General features: G+C 73.5%; 17 protein-coding genes and 2 pseudogenes. 14 read left to right on the top strand and 5 right to left on the bottom strand.

The genetic code is table 11. The features are described from left to right. Positions 1–3: 3 nt before the first annotated feature. Positions 4–588, bottom strand: a complete 585-nt coding sequence (locus GV126_RS28500; RefSeq protein ID WP_159672118.1) for a helix-turn-helix domain-containing protein — start codon at positions 586–588, stop codon at positions 4–6. A gap of 78 nt (positions 589–666) precedes the next feature. On the opposite strand from GV126_RS28500, the gene GV126_RS28495 reads away from it, so the two are divergent. The 8 genes and pseudogenes from GV126_RS28495 (at position 667) to GV126_RS28460 (ending at position 9,328) form a co-directional block, all read left to right on the top strand. Further along, positions 667–1,674, top strand: a complete 1,008-nt coding sequence (locus tag GV126_RS28495; RefSeq protein WP_159672117.1) for an NAD(P)/FAD-dependent oxidoreductase — start codon at positions 667–669, stop codon at positions 1,672–1,674. 319 nt (positions 1,675–1,993) lie between these two features. Continuing rightward, positions 1,994–3,532 (top strand): ATP-dependent DNA ligase, encoded by a 1,539-nt coding sequence (locus GV126_RS28490; RefSeq protein WP_159672115.1) that lies wholly within the window; start codon positions 1,994–1,996, stop codon positions 3,530–3,532. Further along, a complete protein-coding gene (locus GV126_RS28485; RefSeq protein WP_236570142.1) occupies positions 3,529–4,056 on the top strand; it encodes an NUDIX hydrolase in 528 nt (175 codons plus the stop codon). The genes GV126_RS28490 and GV126_RS28485 overlap by 4 nt, the downstream gene beginning before the upstream one ends. Positions 4,057–4,130: 74 nt before the next feature. Then, a complete protein-coding gene (locus tag GV126_RS28480; RefSeq protein ID WP_159672114.1) occupies positions 4,131–5,516 on the top strand; it encodes an NADP-dependent succinic semialdehyde dehydrogenase in 1,386 nt (461 codons plus the stop codon). Positions 5,517–5,541: 25 nt separating this feature from the next. Beyond that, on the top strand, positions 5,542–5,781 hold the full coding sequence (locus GV126_RS28475) for a DUF6213 family protein (protein WP_028423261.1): 240 nt from the start codon (positions 5,542–5,544) through the stop codon (positions 5,779–5,781). A gap of 573 nt (positions 5,782–6,354) precedes the next feature. Next, positions 6,355–7,422 (top strand): annotated as a pseudogene (locus GV126_RS28470) (type III polyketide synthase); the annotation flags it as partial. After that, positions 7,419–8,753: a cytochrome P450 gene (locus GV126_RS28465; RefSeq protein WP_419796009.1), complete on the top strand. Its 1,335-nt coding sequence runs from the start codon at positions 7,419–7,421 to the stop codon at positions 8,751–8,753. The pseudogene GV126_RS28470 and the gene GV126_RS28465, both read left to right, overlap by 4 nt. Before the next feature lie 5 nt (positions 8,754–8,758). Beyond that, a complete protein-coding gene (locus GV126_RS28460; protein WP_159672111.1) occupies positions 8,759–9,328 on the top strand; it encodes a cupin domain-containing protein in 570 nt (189 codons plus the stop codon). An 81-nt stretch (positions 9,329–9,409) separates the two neighbouring features. Here the strand turns inward: GV126_RS28460 and GV126_RS28455 are convergent, their stop codons facing one another. Beyond that, positions 9,410–10,636, bottom strand: a complete 1,227-nt coding sequence (locus GV126_RS28455) for an acyl-CoA dehydrogenase family protein (RefSeq protein WP_159672109.1) — start codon at positions 10,634–10,636, stop codon at positions 9,410–9,412. A 179-nt stretch (positions 10,637–10,815) separates the two neighbouring features. Between GV126_RS28455 and GV126_RS28450 the strand changes: the two genes are divergently transcribed. Next, on the top strand, positions 10,816–11,472 hold the full coding sequence (locus tag GV126_RS28450; RefSeq protein WP_159672107.1) for a TetR/AcrR family transcriptional regulator: 657 nt from the start codon (positions 10,816–10,818) through the stop codon (positions 11,470–11,472). 64 nt (positions 11,473–11,536) lie between these two features. On the opposite strand, the gene def is transcribed toward GV126_RS28450, so the two are convergent. Further along, entirely contained in the window at positions 11,537–12,082 is a 546-nt protein-coding gene (def, locus tag GV126_RS28445) for a peptide deformylase (protein WP_159672106.1), read from the bottom strand. A 156-nt stretch (positions 12,083–12,238) separates the two neighbouring features. Between def and GV126_RS28440 the strand changes: the two genes are divergently transcribed. The 5 genes from GV126_RS28440 (at position 12,239) to GV126_RS28420 (ending at position 16,937) form a co-directional block, all read left to right on the top strand. Continuing rightward, entirely contained in the window at positions 12,239–13,477 is a 1,239-nt protein-coding gene (locus GV126_RS28440; RefSeq protein WP_159672105.1) for a MurT ligase domain-containing protein, read from the top strand. A gap of 21 nt (positions 13,478–13,498) precedes the next feature. After that, a complete protein-coding gene (locus tag GV126_RS28435; protein ID WP_028423253.1) occupies positions 13,499–14,227 on the top strand; it encodes a type 1 glutamine amidotransferase in 729 nt (242 codons plus the stop codon). Positions 14,228–14,512: 285 nt separating this feature from the next. Then, positions 14,513–15,538, top strand: coding sequence for a 6-phosphofructokinase (locus GV126_RS28430; RefSeq protein ID WP_159672104.1), 1,026 nt, complete (start codon positions 14,513–14,515; stop codon positions 15,536–15,538). A 135-nt stretch (positions 15,539–15,673) separates the two neighbouring features. Continuing rightward, positions 15,674–16,624, top strand: a complete 951-nt coding sequence (locus GV126_RS28425; protein WP_159672103.1) for a cytochrome c oxidase assembly protein — start codon at positions 15,674–15,676, stop codon at positions 16,622–16,624. 133 nt (positions 16,625–16,757) lie between these two features. After that, positions 16,758–16,937, top strand: a complete 180-nt coding sequence (locus GV126_RS28420; protein ID WP_028423250.1) for a hypothetical protein — start codon at positions 16,758–16,760, stop codon at positions 16,935–16,937. 6 nt (positions 16,938–16,943) lie between these two features. Here the strand turns inward: GV126_RS28420 and GV126_RS28415 are convergent, their stop codons facing one another. Both GV126_RS28415 and GV126_RS28410 read right to left on the bottom strand, forming a co-directional pair. Continuing rightward, entirely contained in the window at positions 16,944–18,158 is a 1,215-nt protein-coding gene (locus GV126_RS28415) for a sensor histidine kinase (protein ID WP_159672102.1), read from the bottom strand. Continuing rightward, positions 18,155–19,054, bottom strand: a pseudogene (locus GV126_RS28410) (sodium:solute symporter family transporter); the annotation flags it as partial. The pseudogene GV126_RS28410 and the gene GV126_RS28415, both read right to left, overlap by 4 nt. Positions 19,055–19,267: the final 213 nt, after the last annotated feature.

The raw sequence follows: 19,267 nt of genomic DNA, 5'->3' as shown, positions 1-19,267 counted from the left end.
TCGTCACTCTCCTCGCTCACGCCGCGACGGCCGCGCCCGGACGTGCATCCGCTCCCCCTGCGGCCCGAACAGGCTGAGGAACTCCACCGGCCCCTCCCCCGTCGAGCCGAACCAGTGCGGCACGCGGGTGTCGAACTCGGCCGCCTCCCCGGCCGTGAGCACCACGTCGTGCTCGCCGAGCACCAGCCGCAACTTTCCGGAGAGCACGTACAGCCACTCGTATCCCTCGTGGCTGCGCGGGTCCGGTTCCTGCTTGCGCCGCGGTTCGAGCACCTTGAACGCCTGCAGGCCGCCCGGCTGCCGAGTCAGCGGCCAGTGGGTGCGGCCGCCGCGCACCAGGGGCTTGGCCCGCACCCGCGGGTCCCCCACCGTGGGTGCGCCGACCAGCTCGTCGAGCGGGACCTGATGGGCCTGTGCGATCGGCAGCAGCAGCTCCAGGCTGGGCTTGCGCAGGCCCGACTCCAGCCGCGACAGCGTGCTGACGGAGATGCCGGTCGCCTCCGACAGCGCGGCCAGGGTCACCTCCCGCTCCTTGCGGAGGCGCCGCAGCCTCGGTCCCACGCCTGCCAGTACCTCGTCGGTCGTCATGTTGGTATTGCAGGTTCGGCAAACATGTTTGTCAATCCGGCACCACAGGGGTGACCGTCGTCGGCGGAGGTGGTCACCATGACCGAGAACAACGGCGCAAGGCACGGCGAGGAGTACGACGAGAGGTACGACGTGGTGGTCGTCGGGGGCGGCGCGGCCGGGCTGTCCGCCGCGCTGGTCCTGGGCCGCTCCCGGCGCCGCACCCTGGTCGTCGACGCCGGTGAGCCGCGCAACGCGCCCGCCGCGCACATGCAGGGCTTCCTGTCCCGGGACGGCATGCCGCCCGCCGAGTTCCTGGCCGTCGGCCGGGAGGAGATCGCGCGCTACGGGGTCGCGCTGGTGCGGGACCGGGCGGTGGACGCCGTCCGGGACGGCGGGGGCGGGTTCGGCGTGGTCCTGGCGGGCGGGCGCGCCGTCCACGCCCGGCACCTGGTCGTCGCCACCGGCCTGAAGGACGAGCTGCCCGCGGTGCCGGGCCTGGTGGAACGGTTCGGCCGGGACGTGCTGCACTGCCCGTACTGCCACGGCTGGGAGGTCCGCGACCGGCCCTTCGGGGTGCTCGCCACCAGCCCGCTGAGCGTGCACCAGGCGCTGATGGTCACCCAGTGGTCCAAGGACGTGACCCTCTTCCTGCACGAGGTGGCGGAGGCGGACGTCAGCGACGACGACCTGCGCAGGCTGGCCGCGGCGGGGGTGCGCGTGGTGCCCGGCCGGGTGGCGGAGCTGGTGGTCGAGGACGACCGGCTCGCCGGGGTGCGGCTCGCCGGAAAGACCCCCGCGGAGGACGGCGGGTTCCACGCCCGGGAGGTGCTGTTCGCCGCGCCGCGGGCGCTGCCGCGCACCGACCTTCTGGTCCGGCTGGGCGCCGAGCTGCGCGAGACGCCGTTCGGGGCGTATCCGGTGATCGACGAGCGGGGCCTGACGACCGTGCCGGGCCTGTGGGCGGCCGGGAACGCCAGCGGTTTCGCCGAGCAGGTGATCAACGCGGCCAGCCGCGGCTACCGGGCCGGCGCGGCGATCAACGGCGAGCTGCTGTTCGCCGACCTGGACGCCGCCGTGGCGCGGGACAGCGCCGCGCACGTGTAGACCGGCCGGCGGCCGCACCACGCGGACGCGTAGCCGGGCGCACGGGCAGACCGGCGACCGCCCGCGCGGACGCGGAGCCATGACGCGCGGGCGCGGACCGGAGGCCGCACCACGCGGACGCGGAGCCGGAGCGCGCGGGCGCGGCGCTGTCCCGCGCCACGCGGCCCGTGAGCCAGGCGCACGAGTGCAGACCGGTGACCACCCGCGCGGACGCGGAGCCGGAGCGCGCGCACGCGGGGAAGGCCGCCCCACACGGCCGCGGAGCGGTGGCGGCGCACGCGCAGGTGTGGATCGGTGCCCTGCGGTGCACCATGACTGCATGCTGCTCGCCCGCCTGGCACAGGTGTCACGGGAGGTCGCGGCCACCTCGGCGCGGTCCCGGAAGACCGCTCTGCTCGCGGAGCTGTTCCGGCAGGCGGAGGCGGAGGACGTGCCGGTCGTGATCCCGTATCTGGCCGGTCGGCTGCCGCAGGGGCGGCTCGGCGTGGGCTGGAAGGTGCTCGGCCGCCGGGTGCCGCCGGCGGCCGAGCCCACCCTGACCGTGCGCGAGGTGGACGCCCGCCTCGGCGAGCTGGGCAAGGTCTCCGGACCGGGCGCGCAGGCCGAGCGCGCACGGCTGGTGGGCGAGCTGATGGGGGCGGCCACCGAGGACGAGCAGCGGTTCCTGCTGGGGCTGCTCACCGGGGAGGTGCGACAGGGGGCGCTGGACGCGGTCGCCGTGGAGGGGCTGGCCCGGGCGACGGGCGCGCCGGCGGCCGAGGTCCGGCGGGCGGTGATGCTGGCCGGGTCGTTGCAGACGGTGGCGCAGGCGCTGCTGGCGGACGGCCCGGCCGCGCTGGAGCGGTTCCGGCTCACCGTGGGCCGTCCGGTGCTGCCGATGCTGGCGCACAGCGCCTCCTCGGTGGCCGAGGCGGTGGAGAAGCTGGGTGCCTGCGCGGTGGAGGAGAAGCTGGACGGCATCCGGGTCCAGGTGCACCGGGACGGCGGGACGGTGCGGATCCACACGCGCACGCTCGACGACATCACCGCCCGGCTGCCCGAAGTGACGGCTGCCGCGCTGGGGTTGCCGGGCGAGCGGTTCATCCTGGACGGCGAGGTGATCTCCTTCGGCCCCGACGGGCGGCCGCGCTCGTTCCAGGAGACCGCCGGGCGGGTCGGCTCCCGGCTGGACGTGGCCACGGCCGCCGAGGAGGTCCCCGTCTCGCCGGTCTTCTTCGACGTGCTGACGGTGGGCGACCGCGACCTGCTCGACCTGCCGTTCGCCGAGCGGCACGCCGAGCTGGCCCGGCTGGTGCCCGAGCCCATGCGGGTGAGGCGGACCGTGGTGTCCGGACCCGAGGAGGTGGCGGAGGCGGAGCGGTTCCTCGCGGACACGCTGGAGCGCGGCCACGAGGGCGTCGTCGTCAAGGCGCTCGACGCGCCCTACAGCGCGGGCCGGCGCGGCGCGGCCTGGCTGAAGGTCAAGCCGGTGCACACACTGGACCTGGTGGTGCTGGCCGCCGAGTGGGGCCACGGGCGCCGCGCCGGCCGGCTGTCCAACCTGCACCTGGGCGCCCGCACGGCCGAGGGCGGCTTCGTCATGCTGGGCAAGACCTTCAAGGGCATGACCGACGCGATGCTCGCCTGGCAGACCGAGCGGCTGCGCGACCTCGCCGTGGAGGAACGGACCTGGGGCGTGGTCGTCCGCCCCGAGCTGGTCGTCGAGATCGCCTACGACGGCCTGCAGCGCTCCACCCGCTACCCGGCGGGCGTCACCCTGCGCTTCGCCCGGGTGGTGCGCTACCGCGAGGACAAGCGCCCGGAGGAGGCGGACACCGTGGAGATGCTGCTGGCCGCGCACCCCGGGGTGCGGCCGTGAGCGGCGGGCGCGGCAGGCACAGCGCGGGCCTGCTGCTGTACCGGCGCACCGGAGGGACCGGCGGGGGGGCCCGCCGCACCGGCGAGGTCACCGACCGGACCGGCGAAGAGGGCCTTGAGGTCCTGCTCGGGCACATGGGCGGCCCGCTGTGGGCCCGGCGCGAGGCGGGCGCCTGGACGGTGCCGAAGGGCGAGTACGACCCCGACGAGCCCGCCTACGAGGCCGCCCGCCGCGAGTTCCAGGAGGAGCTGGGCCTGCCTCCCCCGGACGGGCGGGCGGTACCGCTCGGCGAGGTCCGCCAGCGGGGCGGCAAGATCGTGACCGTCTGGGCGGTCGAGGGCGACCTGGACCCGGCGGCGATCACCCCGGGCACGTTCGCGATGGAGTGGCCGCCGCGCTCCGGGCGCACCCGGGAGTTCCCGGAGCTGGACCGGGTGGCGTGGCTGTCCGTGGACAGGGCGCGCGAGGTGATCGTCACGGCGCAGGCCGCGTTTCTGGACCGGCTGGCTGAGCACTCGCCCTGAAAAGGCACCACGCGTTGCGGCGGCCACCGCGGCGCGCGAAGGTCGAATCAAGCCCGCTGCCAGGGAGGTCAGCCATGTCCATCGCCACGGTGAACCCGGCCACCGGCGAGACGCTGCGGACGTACGAGGCCATGGACGAGGAGGAGATCGAGCGCCGCCTGCAGCTCGCCGAGGCGACGTTCCGCACCTACCGCACGACGTCCTTCGCCGAGCGGGCCCGGCTGATGAACAGGGCCGCCGATCTCCTGCAGGAGGACCAGCAGGAGATCGCCCGGGTGCTGACCACCGAGATGGGCAAGCCGATCACGCAGGCCCGCGCGGAGGCCGCGAAGTGCGCCAAGGCGATGCGCTGGTACGCCGAGCACGCCGAGGAGCTGCTCGCCGACGAGGAGCCGGCCGAGGCCGACGTGAAGGACTCCGGCGGCGTGCGGGCACTGGTCCGCTACCGGCCGATGGGCCCGGTGCTGGCGGTGATGCCGTGGAACTTCCCGCTGTGGCAGGTGGTCCGCTTCGCGGCACCCGCGCTGATGGCCGGCAACGTCGGCCTGCTCAAGCACGCCTCCAACGTGCCGCAGACCGCCCTGTACCTGGAGGACCTGTTCCACCGCGCGGGCTTCACCGAGGGCTGCTTCCAGACCCTGCTGATCGGCTCCGCGGCGGTCGACGACATCCTGCGCGACGAACGGGTCAAGGCGGCCACGCTGACCGGCAGCGAACCGGCGGGGCGCGCGGTGGCCTCCACCGCCGGGGAAATGATCAAGAAGACGGTGCTGGAGCTGGGCGGCAGCGACCCGTTCGTCGTGATGCCCTCCGCCGACCTCGACCGGGCCGCCGAGGTGGCGGTGACCGCGCGGGTGCAGAACACCGGCCAGTCCTGCATCGCCGCCAAGCGCTTCATCGTCCACGCCGACGTCTACGACGCCTTCACCGAGCGCTTCGTGGCCGGTATGCAGGCGCTGCGGATGGGCGACCCGATGCGGGAGGAGACCGAGGTCGGGCCGCTGTCCAGCGAGCGCGGCCGGGCCGATTTGGAGGAACTCGTCGACGACGCCCGGCGCGGCGGAGCGCGGGTGCTGTGCGGCGGTGAGCGGCCCGACGGGCCCGGCTGGTTCTACCCGCCGACCGTGCTCAGCGGTGTCACCCGCGAGATGCGCATCCACCGCGAGGAGGCGTTCGGCCCGGTCGCCACGCTGTACCACGCGGAGGACCTGGACGAGGCGATCCTGATCGCCAACGACTCGCCCTTCGGTCTGAGTTCGAACGTGTGGACCCGTGAGGAGAGCGAGGTCGACCGGTTCGTGCGGGACCTTGAGGCCGGCGGGGTGTACGTCAACGGGATGACCGCCTCGCACCCGGCATTCCCGTTCGGCGGGGTGAAGCGGTCGGGATACGGGCGTGAGCTGTCCGGGCACGGAATCCGCGAGTTCTGCAACATCACCACCGTATGGCACGGAGCGTGAGGGTTCCGCGGCTACGATCGCTGGTGTGAACCGCGAAGTGACTCTCCCTCTGATCGTCGACGACCGCGGCACGTTGCAGGTGGCCGCGGCCGACGTGAGCAAGCTGCTGCGGACGGTGGGCGGCCGGTGGCTGCGCCTGGTGGAGGCCGGGCAGGAGGGGCTCGACGAGGACACGGTGGCCGCGCTGACCATCGAGCTGGCCAAGCTGGCCGACCGGATCGACGTGGCCTGCATCGCGCACAGCAGCGGGGCGGCGTCCGGGTAGTGGCCGGGACGGCGCGTACCGCGCCTCCTCCTCGCCCGGCCCACGCGCCAGGCCTCTGCCCCACAGCATCCCCCGGCTCTCGCCGCACCGCCTCCCCAAAGCCGCCTTCCCCGGCTCCGTCGCGCCCTGGGCTCCCGTCATGCCATCGCTGCCGCGCCCAGGGCTCTCGTCGTGCCACCGCCCTCGCGCCGTCGCGCCCCCGCTCGTCCCGCACTCCCGCGGCGCCGCGTGCGGGCCGCGGCCGGCCCGCTCGTCCGGGCGCCGTCCAGCCGGGTCCACGGCGCGCACGGCCTGGCTCGGCGTGCCTCGGCGGACGGCACCCAGTGCCTGCCTTTCCAGGCGTCCCGCACAGCTGACCAAATGGCCCTGACCTGCGACTTCATCCCTTTCACGGCGGTGCCTGCGGGCGCCTCGAAGCCCGCGTGAGCGCTCCGCGGGCCGGTCCGGGCCTCCCCGGAACGGAGTAGTCCCGCGAGAGATCGTCGCTCTCCCGGGTGATCGTGGTTGGACCACCCTTCTGGGTGCACCACCCTCTGACCGGGGGGCTACCGGCCTTCCGGAAGGCGAAAGCAGGCACGGCTCATGGCGACTTTGTGCAGACCTTCGGTGTCCGTACCAGAGCACGTGATCACGATGGAGGAAACGCTGGAGCTCGCGCGCTCCCGCCACGCGGACCACCCGCAACTCCCGCTGGCCCTCCGGCTGATCGAGAACACCGGCGTGCGCACCCGGCACATCGTGCAACCCATCGAGGAGACCCTGAAGCACCCGGGCTTCGAGCAGCGCAACAAGCTCTACGAGCAGGAGGCCAAGGCCCGGGTCCCCGCGGTCATCCAGCGGGCGCTGGACGACGCGGAGGTCCTGGCCACGGACATCGATGTCATCATCTACGTCTCGTGCACGGGCTTCATGATGCCCTCGCTCACGGCGTGGCTGATCAACGAGATGGGCTTCGACTCGACCACCCGCCAGATGCCCATCGCCCAGCTGGGCTGTGCGGCGGGCGGTGCGGCGATCAACCGGGCCCACGACTTCTGCACGGCCTACCCGGAGGCCAACGCGCTCATCGTGGCCTGCGAGTTCTGCTCGCTGTGCTACCAGCCCACCGACCTCGGTGTCGGCTCCCTGCTGTCCAACGGCCTGTTCGGTGACGGCATCGCCGCCGCCGTGGTCCGCGGCACCGGCGGCACCGGTGTGCGCCTGGAGCGCAACGGCTCGTACCTGATCCCCAACACCGAGGACTGGATCGCGTACGACGTCCGGGAGACGGGCTTCCACTTCCTGCTGGACAAGCGGGTGCCCACCACCATGGAGCCGCTCGCCCCGGCCCTGCAGGACCTGGCCAAGCTGAACCAGTGGGACGCGTCCGACCTGGACTTCTACGTCATCCACGCGGGCGGGCCACGCATCCTGGACGACCTCAGCAAGTTCCTGCACGTCGAGCCGCACGCGTTCCGGTTCAGCCGGGCCACGCTCACCGAGTACGGCAACATGGCCAGCGCCGTCGTCCTGGACGCGCTGCGCCGGCTGTTCGACGAGGGCGGCGCCCAGCACCGCGACCGCGGGCTGCTCGCCGGGTTCGGGCCGGGCATCACCGCGGAGATGTCCCTGGGCACCTGGCAGGACGGAGGTGCGGCATGACCGCGGAGCCGCTGGTCGAGCAGGCGGCCGTGGACGAGGCGCTGCCCGCGGGGCCGCCGGTGGAGCAGGAACGGGCCGAGTGCGCCCTCCTCGCACGGCCGCCGGCCGCGACGACACCCACCGCGGATCCGGACACCGCCTCCCTGCCGCCGGTGCGGCACTGGCCGGCGCTCGACCTGACCGGGGTGGACTTCGACCCGGTGCTGGCCGATCTGATGGAGGAGGGGCCGGTCACCCGCATCGAGCTGCCCAACGGCGAGGGCTGGGCGTGGCTGGTGACCCGGATGCGGGACGTGCGCACGGTCACCAACGATCCCCGCTTCAGCCGCGAGGCGGTGATGGACCGCCAGGTGACACGGCTGGCCCCGCACTTCATCCCCAGTCGCGGCGCGGTCGGTTTCCTGGACCCGCCCGATCACACCCGGCTGCGCCGCGCGGTGGCGCCCGCGTTCACGGCGCGGGGCGTGGAGCGGGTGCGCGAGAGCGCCCGGCGCATGCTGGACGAGCTGGTCGACGCGCTCGAGGCCGCCGGTCCGCCGGCCGACCTGACCGCGGCGGTGCTCAGTCCCTTCCCGATCGCGGTGATCTGCGAGCTGATGGGCGTGCCACCGGCCGACCGGGAAGCCATGCACACCTGGACCCAGCTGATCCTGTCCTCCGCGCACGGCGCGGACGTCAGCGAGCGGGCCAAGGAGGAGATGGGCGCCTACTTCACGGAGCTGATCGACGCCCGCGCCGACAGCACCGGTGAGGACGTCGCCTCGCTGCTCGGCGCCGCCGTGGGGCGCGGTGAGATGAGCGTGGCGGAGGCCGTGGGGCTGGCGGTGCTGCTCCAGATCGGCGGCGAGGCGGTCACCAACAACAGCGGGCAGATGTTCTACATCCTGCTGACCCGTCCCGAGCTGGCCGACCGGTTGCGCGCCGATCCGGCGATCCGCCCCCAGGCGATCGACGAGCTGCTGCGCTACATCCCGCACCGCAACGCCGTCGGGCTGTCCCGCATCGCGCTGGAGGACGTGGAGATCGAGGGGGTGCGGATCCGGGCGGGTGACGCGGTGTACGTGTCGTACCTGGCCGCCAACCGCGACCCGGAGGTCTTCGCGGACCCGGAGCGGATCGACTTCTCGCGCAGTCCCAACCCGCACGTGGCGTTCGGCTTCGGCCCGCACTACTGTCCGGGCGGGCAGCTGGCCCGGATGGAGTCGCAGCTGCTGGTCGACGCCCTGCTGGACCGGCTGCCGGCGCTGCGGCTGGCGGTGCCGCCCGATCAGGTGCCGTTCCGCAAGGGCGCGTTGATCCGCGGGCCCGAAGCACTGCCCGTGGCGTGGTGAGGCCGATGACGGCGACCGACGAACCCGTGACGACCGGCGTCGGGGACTCCCCGCTCACCCCGGGCGAGGGGCTGCTGGTGCCGCCCGGCCACGGCCGTGTCGTCCAGACCCCCGCCCAGCGCGTGACGTTCAAGGTGACCGGCTCGCACTCGCGCATGGCCTCCACCTTCGAGGTGGAGGTCCCGCCGGGGTTCGACGTGGGCGCCCATGTGCACACGCGCAGCGAGGAGTTGTTCTACGTGCTGGAGGGCGAGCTGGACGTGCTCGCCTTCGAGCCGCGGATCCGTACCCCCGACCACTGGCAGAAGTGGGAGTCCCCCTCGGGGCGGCGCGTGGTGCGGGCGACCCCGGGCACGGTGATCGTCGTGCCCCCGGGCTGTCCGCACGCGTTCGCCAACCCCACGGAGACGCCGGCGAAGATGTTCTTCCAGGCGTCCCCGCCTCCGGACCACGAGCGGTACTTCGAGGAACTCCTGGAGATCCTCGGCGACGGGGGCCCGCCGGACCACGAGGCCATCGAGGCGCTGCGCAAGCGCTACGACATCGAGCAGCTGACCCCCCTCCGGCACCGATAGCGCGATCGGCGTGCCCCGCTGCCGCGGACGCGGCAGCGGGGCACCGCCACGGGCGCCGTCGGCACGGCCGCCCGGGCACGGTCAGCGGATGGGCATGCCCGAGATCGTGCGGGAGATCACCAGTCGCTGGATCTCGCTGGTCCCCTCGAAGATGGTGTAGATGGCCGCGTCGCGGTGCATCCGCTCCACCGGGTACTCCCGGGTGTAGCCGTTGCCGCCGAGGATCTGGATGGCCTGGGCGGTGACCTTCTTCGCGGTCTCGCTGGCGAACAGCTTGGACATCGAGCCCTCGGCGGCCGTGAACGGCTTGCCGTTGATCGCCATCCAGGAGGCGCGCCACACCAGCAGGCGGGCGGCGTCGATCTGCGTGCGCATGTCGGCGAGCTGGAAGGCGACGCCCTGGTTGTCGATGATGGGCCGGCCGAACTGCTCGCGGGTCCTGGCGTAGTCGAGGGCGACCTCGTAGGCGGCCCGGGCGGTGCCCACGGCCATCGCGCCGACGGCCGGGCGGGAGGCCTCGAAGGTGGCCATCGCGGCGTTCTTCACGCGCTCGCCGCCCTTCTTGGCCTTCTCCCGGGCGCGGGCCAGGCGCTCGTCCAGCTTCTCCTTGCCGCCGAGCAGGCAGGAGCCGGGGACGCGCACGTTGTCGAGGATCACCTCGGCGGTGTGGGAGGCGCGGATGCCGTGCTTCTTGAACTTCTGGCCCTGGGCGAGGCCGGGGGTGTTCGGGGGGATGATGAAGGAGGCGTGGCCCTTGGAGCCGAGCTCGGGGTCGACGGAGGCGACGACCACGTGGACGTTGGCGATGCCGCCGTTGGTCGCCCAGGTCTTGGTGCCGTTGATCACCCACTCGTCCTTGGCCTCGTCGTACACGGCGCGGGTGCGCATCGAGGCGACGTCGGAGCCGGCGTCGGGCTCGGAGGAGCAGAACGCGGCGACCTTGACGTCGTTCGCGTCGCCGTACATCTGCGGGATCCAGGTGCCGATCTGCTCCTCGGTGCCGTTGGCGAGGACGCCGACGGCGGCCAGACCGGTGCCGACGATGGACAGGGCTATGCCGGCGTCCCCCCAGAACAGTTCCTCCATGGCCATGGGGATGCCGAGGCCGGTGGGGTCGAAGTACTGCTGGGCGTAGAAGTCGAGGGAGTAGATGCCGACCTTGGCGGCCTCCTGGATGATCGGCCAGGGGGTCTCCTCGCGCTCGTCCCATTCGGCGGCGGCCGGGCGGATCACGTCGGCGGCGAAGCCGTGCAGCCAGTCCCGCACCTCCTTCTGCTCGTCGTTGAGTTCCATGGTGAACTCCGCCATGACCCCTCCAGTGGCACACCCGAGTGTTACTTGCGGTAACCGTACTGTGTTACCCGCGAGTAGGAAAAGTCAAATCCCGCGCGATCCCGCAGGTGCGCGGGCAGCCCGTTCGAGGTCCGGGGGCCGGTCAGTGTTACGTTGCGCAGGCGTCACCGAATCAGCACGGGTGGGGAGAGCTCATGGACACCACGCAGCGGACCGACCAGCAGCGGTCCGCCGACCGCCGACGGCGCGAGCTGCTGGAGGCCGCCGACCGAGTGGTGCTGCGCGACGGCCCGCAGGCCTCGATGAACGCCATCGCCGCCGAGGCCGGCATCACCAAGCCGATCCTCTACCGCCACTTCGGCGACAAGGGCGGCCTGTACGCGGCCCTGGCCCAGCGCCACACCGACGCCCTGCTCGACTCGCTGCGGGCCGCGCTGGACGCGCCCGCGGAGCGGCGCGAGCGGGTGGAGTCCACCCTGGACACCTACCTCGCGGCCATCGAGGCCCGCCCGCAGGTGTACCGGTTCCTGATGCACCCGGCCGAGGGCGGCCAGGGCGGCGACCAAGGGGGCGACCAGGGCTTCGACGTCGGCAAGCACTCCGCGCCACTGCTGCGCCGCATGGGCGAGGAGCTGGCCCAGGTCATCGAGGAGCGCCTGGACCTCGGGCCGGACAGCCAGCAGCTGGCCCGGGTGTGGGGCCACGGCATCGTCGGCATGATGCACGCGGCCGGCGACTGGTGGCTGGGCGAGCGCCCCTGCTCCCGCGCGGAGCTGGTCCGCGGCCTCGCCGACCTGCTGTGGGGCCGCCTCGCCGCGGCCGGCGACAAGATGGGCGGCCCGGGGTTCTGAGCCCGCCCCGCCCTGGGGTTTCGAGCCTGCCCCGGCGCCGGAGCGGGAGTCGGCCGGTGGCGTCTCAGGCGCGTCGGCCCCACGGGGCCCTCGCCGCCCGGCGGAGTACCTTGCGCCTGCGCCGGCCCGTGAGGCGGTCCACGTACAGGCGGCCCTCCAGGTGGTCGCACTCGTGTTGCAGGCAGCGGGCGAAGAAGCCCGTGCCGTGCACGGTGACGGGCTCCCCGGCCGCCGTGAAGCCCTCCACCACCGCGTGGTCGTACCGCTCGGTGCCGGCCTCCAGGCCGGGCAGCGACAGGCAGCCCTCCGGGCCGCGCACCACGACCCCGTCCACCTCCACCAGGCGGGGGTTGACGATGTGCCCCAGGTGCCGCACGTCCTCGTCGTCGGGGCAGTCGTAGACGAACACGCGCAGGTCCTCGCCCACCTGGTTGGCGGCCAGGCCGACCCCGCGCGCCGCGTACATCGTGGCGAACAAGTCCTCCACCAGCGCGGCCAGCTCCGGGCCGAAGGCGGTGACCTCGCGGCAGGGCGCGTGCAGGGTCGGATCGCCGAGCAGGGTGAGGGGCCGGACGCGCCCGCGGGCGCCCGGGATCGAGCCGTGTCGCATGGCGGCAAGGGTACGGTCCCGGTGGACGGCGACCGGCGCGCGGGCGCCGTGACGGCGGCGGAATTCGGGAGCACGATCGGATCTCGATAGGCTGAGGCCCACACCGTTGCCGGACCGGCTCAGGCGCGGCGCGTACGCAAGGAGGATCGAGAACTGATGGCAGGCAACTCGGACCCGCTCACGCCGCGGGCCAAGCTGGCCGTGACCGCGGGCAAGGCGGTCGCTGCGGCATCCCGCGCCGCGGGGCGCGGCAGCGGTTCGGTGATCGGCGGCCGGGTGGCCCTGAAGCTCGACCCCGAACTGCTGCGGCGGCTCGCGCAGAACCTGGACGTGGTCCTGGTCTCGGCCACCAACGGCAAGACGACCACCACCCGGCTCATCGCGGAGGCGCTGCGGGCCGCCGGCCCGGTGGTCTCCAACGCGCTCGGCGCCAACATGCCCGCCGGCATCACCTCGGCGCTGGCCGGCGGCTCGGACGCGCGGTACGGCGTGATCGAGGTCGACGAGAAGTACCTCGCGGGCGTGGCCCGGGACACCGACCCCAAGTGCATCGCGCTGCTGAACCTCTCCCGCGACCAGCTGGACCGCGCGGCCGAGACCCGGATGCTCGCCGAGAACTGGCGCGAGGGCCTGGCCGGGTCCAAGGCCGTGATCGTCGCCAACTGCGACGACCCCCTGGTGGTGTGGGCCGCCTCCTCCTCCCCCAACGTGATCTGGGTCGCCGCGGGGCAGATGTGGAAGGACGACGCCTGGTCCTGCCCGTCCTGCGGCGGCGTGATGCAGCGCCCCGGCGACGACTGGTACTGCAACGAGTGCGGCTTCCGCCGGCCCACGCCCAGCTGGGCGCTCTCCGGTGACCACGTGCTGGACCCGCACGGCTCCGCCTGGCCCATCCACCTGCAGCTGCCCGGCCGCGCCAACAAGGCCAACGCCGCCTCCTCCGCGGCCGTCGCCGCCGTCTTCGGGGTGCCGCCGCAGGTCGCGCTGGAGCGGATGTACCAGGTGCAGGCGGTCGCCGGACGCTACGACGTCGTGCAGTTCCAGGGGCGCGACCTGCGCCTGCTGCTGGCGAAGAACCCAGCCGGCTGGCTGGAGACGTTCTCCCTGATCGACCCGGCGCCCGCTCCGGTCATCCTGTCCGTGAACGCGCGCAGCGCCGACGGCACCGACACCTCCTGGCTGTGGGACGTGGACTACACCCGTCTGACCGGCCACCCGCTCTTCGTGATCGGCGACCGGAAGCTGGACCTCGCGGTGCGTCTGGAGGTCGCCAACCAGCACTTCCAGGTCTGCGACAACCTCGACCAGGCCGTGCAGCAGGCTCCGCCCGGCCGGATCGAGGTCATCGCCAACTACACCGCGTTCCAGGACCTGCGCCGCCGCGTCGGCAACTGACCCCGAAGGACGGACCACTTCATGAGCGACAACCAACTGCGGCTGGTGTGGGTCTACCCGGACCTGCTGAGCACCTACGGCGACCAGGGCAACGCGCTCGTCGTGGAGCGCCGGGCCCGCCAGCGGGGCCTGGACGTGGCCCGGCTCGACGTGCGCAGCGACCAGCCGATCCCGACCTCCGGCGACATCTACCTGATCGGCGGCGGCGAGGACCGGCCGCAGCGGCTGGCCGCGGAGCGGCTGCGCCGCGACGGCCACCTGTACCAGGCGGTGCAGAACGGCGCGATCGTGTTCTCCGTCTGCGCCGGCTACCAGATCCTCGGCCACGAGTTCGTCAACGACCTCGGCCAGCGCGAGCCGGGCCTGGGCCTGCTGGACGTGGTGTCGGTGCGCGGCGAGGGCGAGCGGTGCGTCGGCGACGTGCTGGCGGACATCGACCCGCGCCTGGGGCTGCCGCCGCTGACCGGGTTCGAGAACCACCAGGGCGTCACCCACCTCGGTCCCACCGCCCGGCCGTTCGCCCAGGTGCGCATCGGCCGGGGCAACGGCACGGGCGACGGCACGGAGGGCGCGTACAACGACACCGTCTTCGGTACGTACATGCACGGTCCGGTGCTGGCCCGCAACCCGCAGATCGCGGACCTGCTGCTGAAGCTGGCCCTGGACGTCAACGCGCTGCCGCCGATCGACGACCGCTGGTACGAGGCCCTGCGCAACGAGCGCATCGCGGCCGCGCAGCAGCCCGCGTGAGCACAGCAGCGCAGCGGCCCGTGTGAGAGCACCGTTGCGCGGCGGCCCGCGTGAACAGGGCTGCGCGGCGGCGCACGGGCGGGGGCTCTCCCGCCCGTGCGCCGGCACCGGCCCGTCAGTACGGCGCGCACAGCCCGTCTGACGCGCCGTCCGCACAGGTGAGCGGGGCCGTCCAGCAGGCGGACGCACGGTGCGGAGCCGCCCCCGGATGCCGCTAGGGTGGCGGGGATCGAGCCGGACAGCGCGGTCCGGTCCCGTGCCCATGTGGAGAAGGTAATTCGGGCTATGCGCATTGGTGTCCTCACGTCCGGCGGTGACTGCCCCGGCCTGAACGCCGTCATCCGGTCCGTCGTGCACCGTGCCGTCGCCGACCACGGCGACGAGGTCATCGGTTTCCGGGACGGCTGGAAGGGCCTCCTGGAGTGCGACTACCTCAAGCTCGACCTCGACGCGGTCGGCGGCATCCTGGCCCGCGGCGGCACCATCCTCGGCTCCTCCCGGGTCCGCCCGGAGCATCTGCGGGACGGGGTGGAGCGGGCCAAGGGCCACGTTGCGGAGCTGGGTCTGGACGCGATCATCCCGATCGGCGGCGAGGGCACGCTCAAGGCGGCCCGGCTGCTGTCGGACAGCGGCCTGCCCATCGTCGGCGTGCCCAAGACGATCGACAACGACATCGCCGTCACGGACGTCACGTTCGGCTTCGACACGGCCGTGACCGTCGCCACCGAGGCCCTGGACCGGCTGAAGACCACCGCCGAGTCGCACCAGCGGGTGCTGATCGTGGAGGTCATGGGCCGGCACACCGGCTGGATCGCGCTGCAGTCCGGCATGGCGGCCGGCGCCCACGCCATCGTCGTCCCCGAACGCCCCTTCGACATCGAGGAGCTGGCGCGAAAGGTCGGCGAGCGGTTCGCGGCGGGCAAGCGGTTCGCGATCGTGGTGGCCGCGGAGGGCGCCAAGCCCAAGCCGGGCACGATGGACTTCGACGAGGGCGGCAAGGACATCTACGGCCACGAGCGGTTCGCCGGTGTCGCCCGGCAGCTCGCCGTGGAGCTGGAGCAGCGCCTGGGCAAGGAGGCCCGCCCGGTCATCCTCGGGCACGTCCAGCGCGGCGGCACTCCGACGGCCTACGACCGGGTACTGGCGACCCGGTTCGGCTGGCACGCGGTGGAGGCCGTGCACCGCGGCGAGTTCGGCCGGATGACCGCGCTGCGCGGCACGGACATCGTCACGGTGCCGCTGGCCGAGGCCGTGGAGACCCTGAAGACGGTGCCCGCGGACCGCTACGCCGAAGCGGAGTGTGTGCTGTAGGACACCCGGCGCCTCGCCCGCCCCCGGTCGCGGTCGCGGCCGGGGGCGGCTCTACTCTGGGTGCGGACAGACAGCTGCGGATGCCCCCAGCTGTGGTCGTGACAGCACACACCCCCACGAATCAGGAGCCGGCGGATGGATCACAGCGGGCACGGCATGATGATGGATCTGCCGCCGTTCACGCTGGGACGCGGACTGCAGTGGTCCACGGACCCCTTCTTCCTCGTCGCCTGCCTGCTCGGCCTCGCGCTGTACGGCTGGGGGGTGGCGCGGCTGCTGCGGCGCGGTGACTCCTGGCCGGTGGGCCGGACGGTGGCGTACGTCGTCGGCGTGCTGACCGTGCTCCTGATGATGTGCACCCGGCTGAACGACTACGGCATGGTCATGTTCAGCGTGCACATGGTCCAGCACATGGTGATCAGCATGCTCTCGCCGATCCTCATCCTGCTGGGCGCCCCGATCACGCTCGCGCTCAGGGCTCTGCCGGTGGCGGGCCGGGGCCGCAAGGGGCCGCGGGAGCTGCTGCTGGCCCTGCTGCACAGCCGGTACGTGCGCGTCATCACGCACCCGGCGTTCACCATCCCGCTGTTCATCGCGAGCCTGTACGCGCTGTACTTCACTCCGCTGTTCGACTTCCTGATGGGGTCCAAGGCCGGGCACATCGCGATGATGGTGCACTTCCTCGCGGTCGGCGTGGCGTTCTTCTGGCCGATCATGGGCATCGACCCGGGGCCGCACCGCCCGGGGTACCTGATGCGGATGCTGGAGCTGTTCGCGGGCATGCCGTTCCACGCGTTCTTCGGGATCGCGCTGATGATGGCGTCCACGCCCATGGTGGACACCTTCAAGCACCCGCCGGCCTCGCTCGGCATCGAGGCGCTGTCCGACCAGACCGCGGCCGGCGGCATCGCCTGGGCGTTCAGCGAGGTCCCCTCCGTGCTGGTGCTGCTGGCGTTGCTGTTCCAGTGGTACCGCTCCGAGCAGCGGCAGGCCAAGCGCAAGGACCGGGCCGCGGACCGCGACGGCGACAAGGAACTCGCGGCGTACAACGCCTACCTGGCCTCGCTCAACGCCCGCGGGAACTGACCGGCCCGCACCCGGCCACAAAGGAACACCTCTTCGAACGATTCCCCCGCACCGGTGCCGCCCGGTCGGGGGAATCGCGGCACCATGGAGGGAATCGGCCCACGCGGATCCGCCCACGAGGAAGGTGCCTGCGATGCCCGGTTCGACGGACGGTGCCACGAGGACGATGGGGGCGCTCACGGTGGGCGCCCTGGTCGTCGTGACGGCGTACACGGTGGCGCTCGGCGGCAACGGCTGGCTGTGGTTCGGCTGGGTGGTGCTCGGGCTGATCACGCTCGGCATGGTGCTCACCCACGGCGGGTCCCGGCCCTGAGCGCGCTCAGTCCCGCGGGAGCTGTCCCAGCCGCCCTGCGGAGTGCACGCCCGGCTGGTACTTCGGCAGCCGGACGGTGATCTTCATGCCGGCTCCCGGCGCGGTCTCGATGACCAGGCCGTGGTCGTCGCCGTAGACCTGGCGGAGCCGGTCGTCGGCGTTGGACAGCCCGATGCCGCCGGAGGGGCTGTCCTCTCCGGCGAGGATGCGGCGCAGCAGCCCGGGGTCCATGCCGACGCCGTCGTCCTCGATGACGACCAGCGCCTCCGCGCCCGCGTCCTGGGCGGTGATGCGGATGTGACAGGTGCCGGCCCCGCCCTCCAGGCCGTGCTTGACGGCGTTCTCCACCAGGGGTTGCAGGCACAGGAAGGGCAGGGCGACGGGCAGCACCTCGGGAGCGATCTGCAGGGTGACGGCGAGACGGTCGCCGAAGCGGGCCCGGGCCAGGGAGAGGTACTGCTCGATGGCGTGCAGTTCGTCGGCCAGCGTGGTGAAGGTGCCGTGCCGGCGGAACGAGTAGCGGGTGAACTCGGCGAACTCCAGCAGCAGCTCGCGGGCGCGCTCGGGGTCGGTGCGCACGAACGAGGCGATCACCGCGAGCGAGTTGAAGACGAAGTGCGGGGAGATCTGGGCGCGCAGGGCCCTGATCTCGGCCTCGATGAGCCGGGTGCGGGAGCGGTCGAGGTCGGCGAGTTCCAGCTGCACGGAGACCCAGCGGGCGACCTCGGCGGCGGCCCGGACGAGGACGGCGGACTCGCGGGGCGCGCAGGCGACGAGGGCGCCGTGCACGCGGTCGTCCACGGTGAGCGGGGCGACGACGGCCCAGCGCACGGGGCAGTCGGGGGTGCCGCAGGTCAGCTCGAAGGCCTCGCCGCGGCCGGTGTCGAGCGGTCCGGCGAGCCGGTCCATGATCTCGGTGCGGTGGTGGGCGCCCACGCCGTCCCAGGCCAGCACGCGCATGTCGTCGGTGAGGCACAGCGCGTCGGTGCCCAGCAGGGAGCGCAGCCGGCGGGCGGACTTGCGGGCGGTCTCCTCGGTCAGCCCGGCGCGCAGCGGTGGCGCGGCCAGCGAGGCGGTGTGCAGGGTCTGGAAGGTGGCGTGCTCCACGGGTGTGCCGAGGTCGCCCGGGCCCGGTGGGCGGGCGGTGCGCCGGCCGAGCCAGAACCCGGCGGCGAGCAGCGGCAGCACGGCCACGCACAGCCCGGCGAGGAACCCGCTCACGGCGTGGCCTCGGCGCGCAGCTGCTCGGGCAGGTGGAACCGCGCCAGGACGGCCGCCGTGCCGTCCGGTACCCGGCCCGGGGTGGCGAGGGAGACCAGCACCATGGTGAGGAAGCCCAGCGGCACCGACCACAGGGCGGGCCAGGCGAGCAGGGTGCGCAGCGGCCCGGTGTCGGTCAGGCCGGCCATCGTCGCGGTGACCGCGACGAGCGCGCCGCCGCCCCCCGCGAGCATGCCGGCGGCCGCGCCGGGCGGGGTCAGGCGCCGCCACCAGATGCCGAGGACGAGCAGCGGGCAGAACGACGAGGCGGACACCGCGAAGGCCAGCCCGACCGCGTCGGCGACGGGCAGGCCGCCGACCAGGACGCTGGCGGCGAGCGGGACGGCCATGGCGAGCACCGTGCCGAGCCGGAAGTGCCGCACCCCGCGGGCGGGCAGGGCGCCGCGGGAGGGCAGCACGTCCTGGGTGAGGACGCCGGCCACCGCCATGGTCAGCCCGGAGGCGGTGGACAGGAACGCGGCGAAGGCGCCGCCCGCGACCAGCGCGCCGAGCAGGTCGCCGCCGACGCCGCCGATCATCCGGCCGGGCAGCAGCAGCACGGCGGCGTCCGCGTTCCCGGTGAGGGCCAGCTCGGGGGTGTAGAGGCGGCCGAGCGCGCCGTACAGGGGCGGCAGCAGGTAGAAGCCGCCGGTCAGGGCGAGCACGGCCACGGTCGTGCGGCGGGCGGCGACGCCGTGCGGGCTGGTGTAGAAGCGGACCACGACGTGCGGCAGGCCCATGGTGCCGAGGAAGGTGGCCAGGATCAGGCCGTACGTCGCGTACAGCGGGCGCTGCTCGCGTTCGGTGGCGAGCGAGCCGGCCATGCTGCCCGCGCCGCCGCGCTCGGGCCGGGGCACGGGGGGGGTCGCCGGCGCCCCCCCCCCCACACCCCCCCCGCCCCCCCCCCCGGCCCCGCCCGCCCGGGCCCCCGCCCGCCCCCCCGCCCCCCCCCCCCCCCCCCACCGCCCGCCCCGCCCCTTCCACGCTACCTCCGGCCCGCCCCCGCGCCCCCGACGCCGCACCCAATCCCGGCCGCCCACTCTGGCTCGCCTCCACACCCCTCCCCTATA

Source organism: Streptomyces mexicanus (genome assembly GCF_902506575.1).
Classification (GTDB): domain Bacteria; phylum Actinomycetota; class Actinomycetes; order Streptomycetales; family Streptomycetaceae; genus Streptomyces; species Streptomyces mexicanus.
This window is presented reverse-complemented; position numbering and strand designations above follow the sequence as displayed.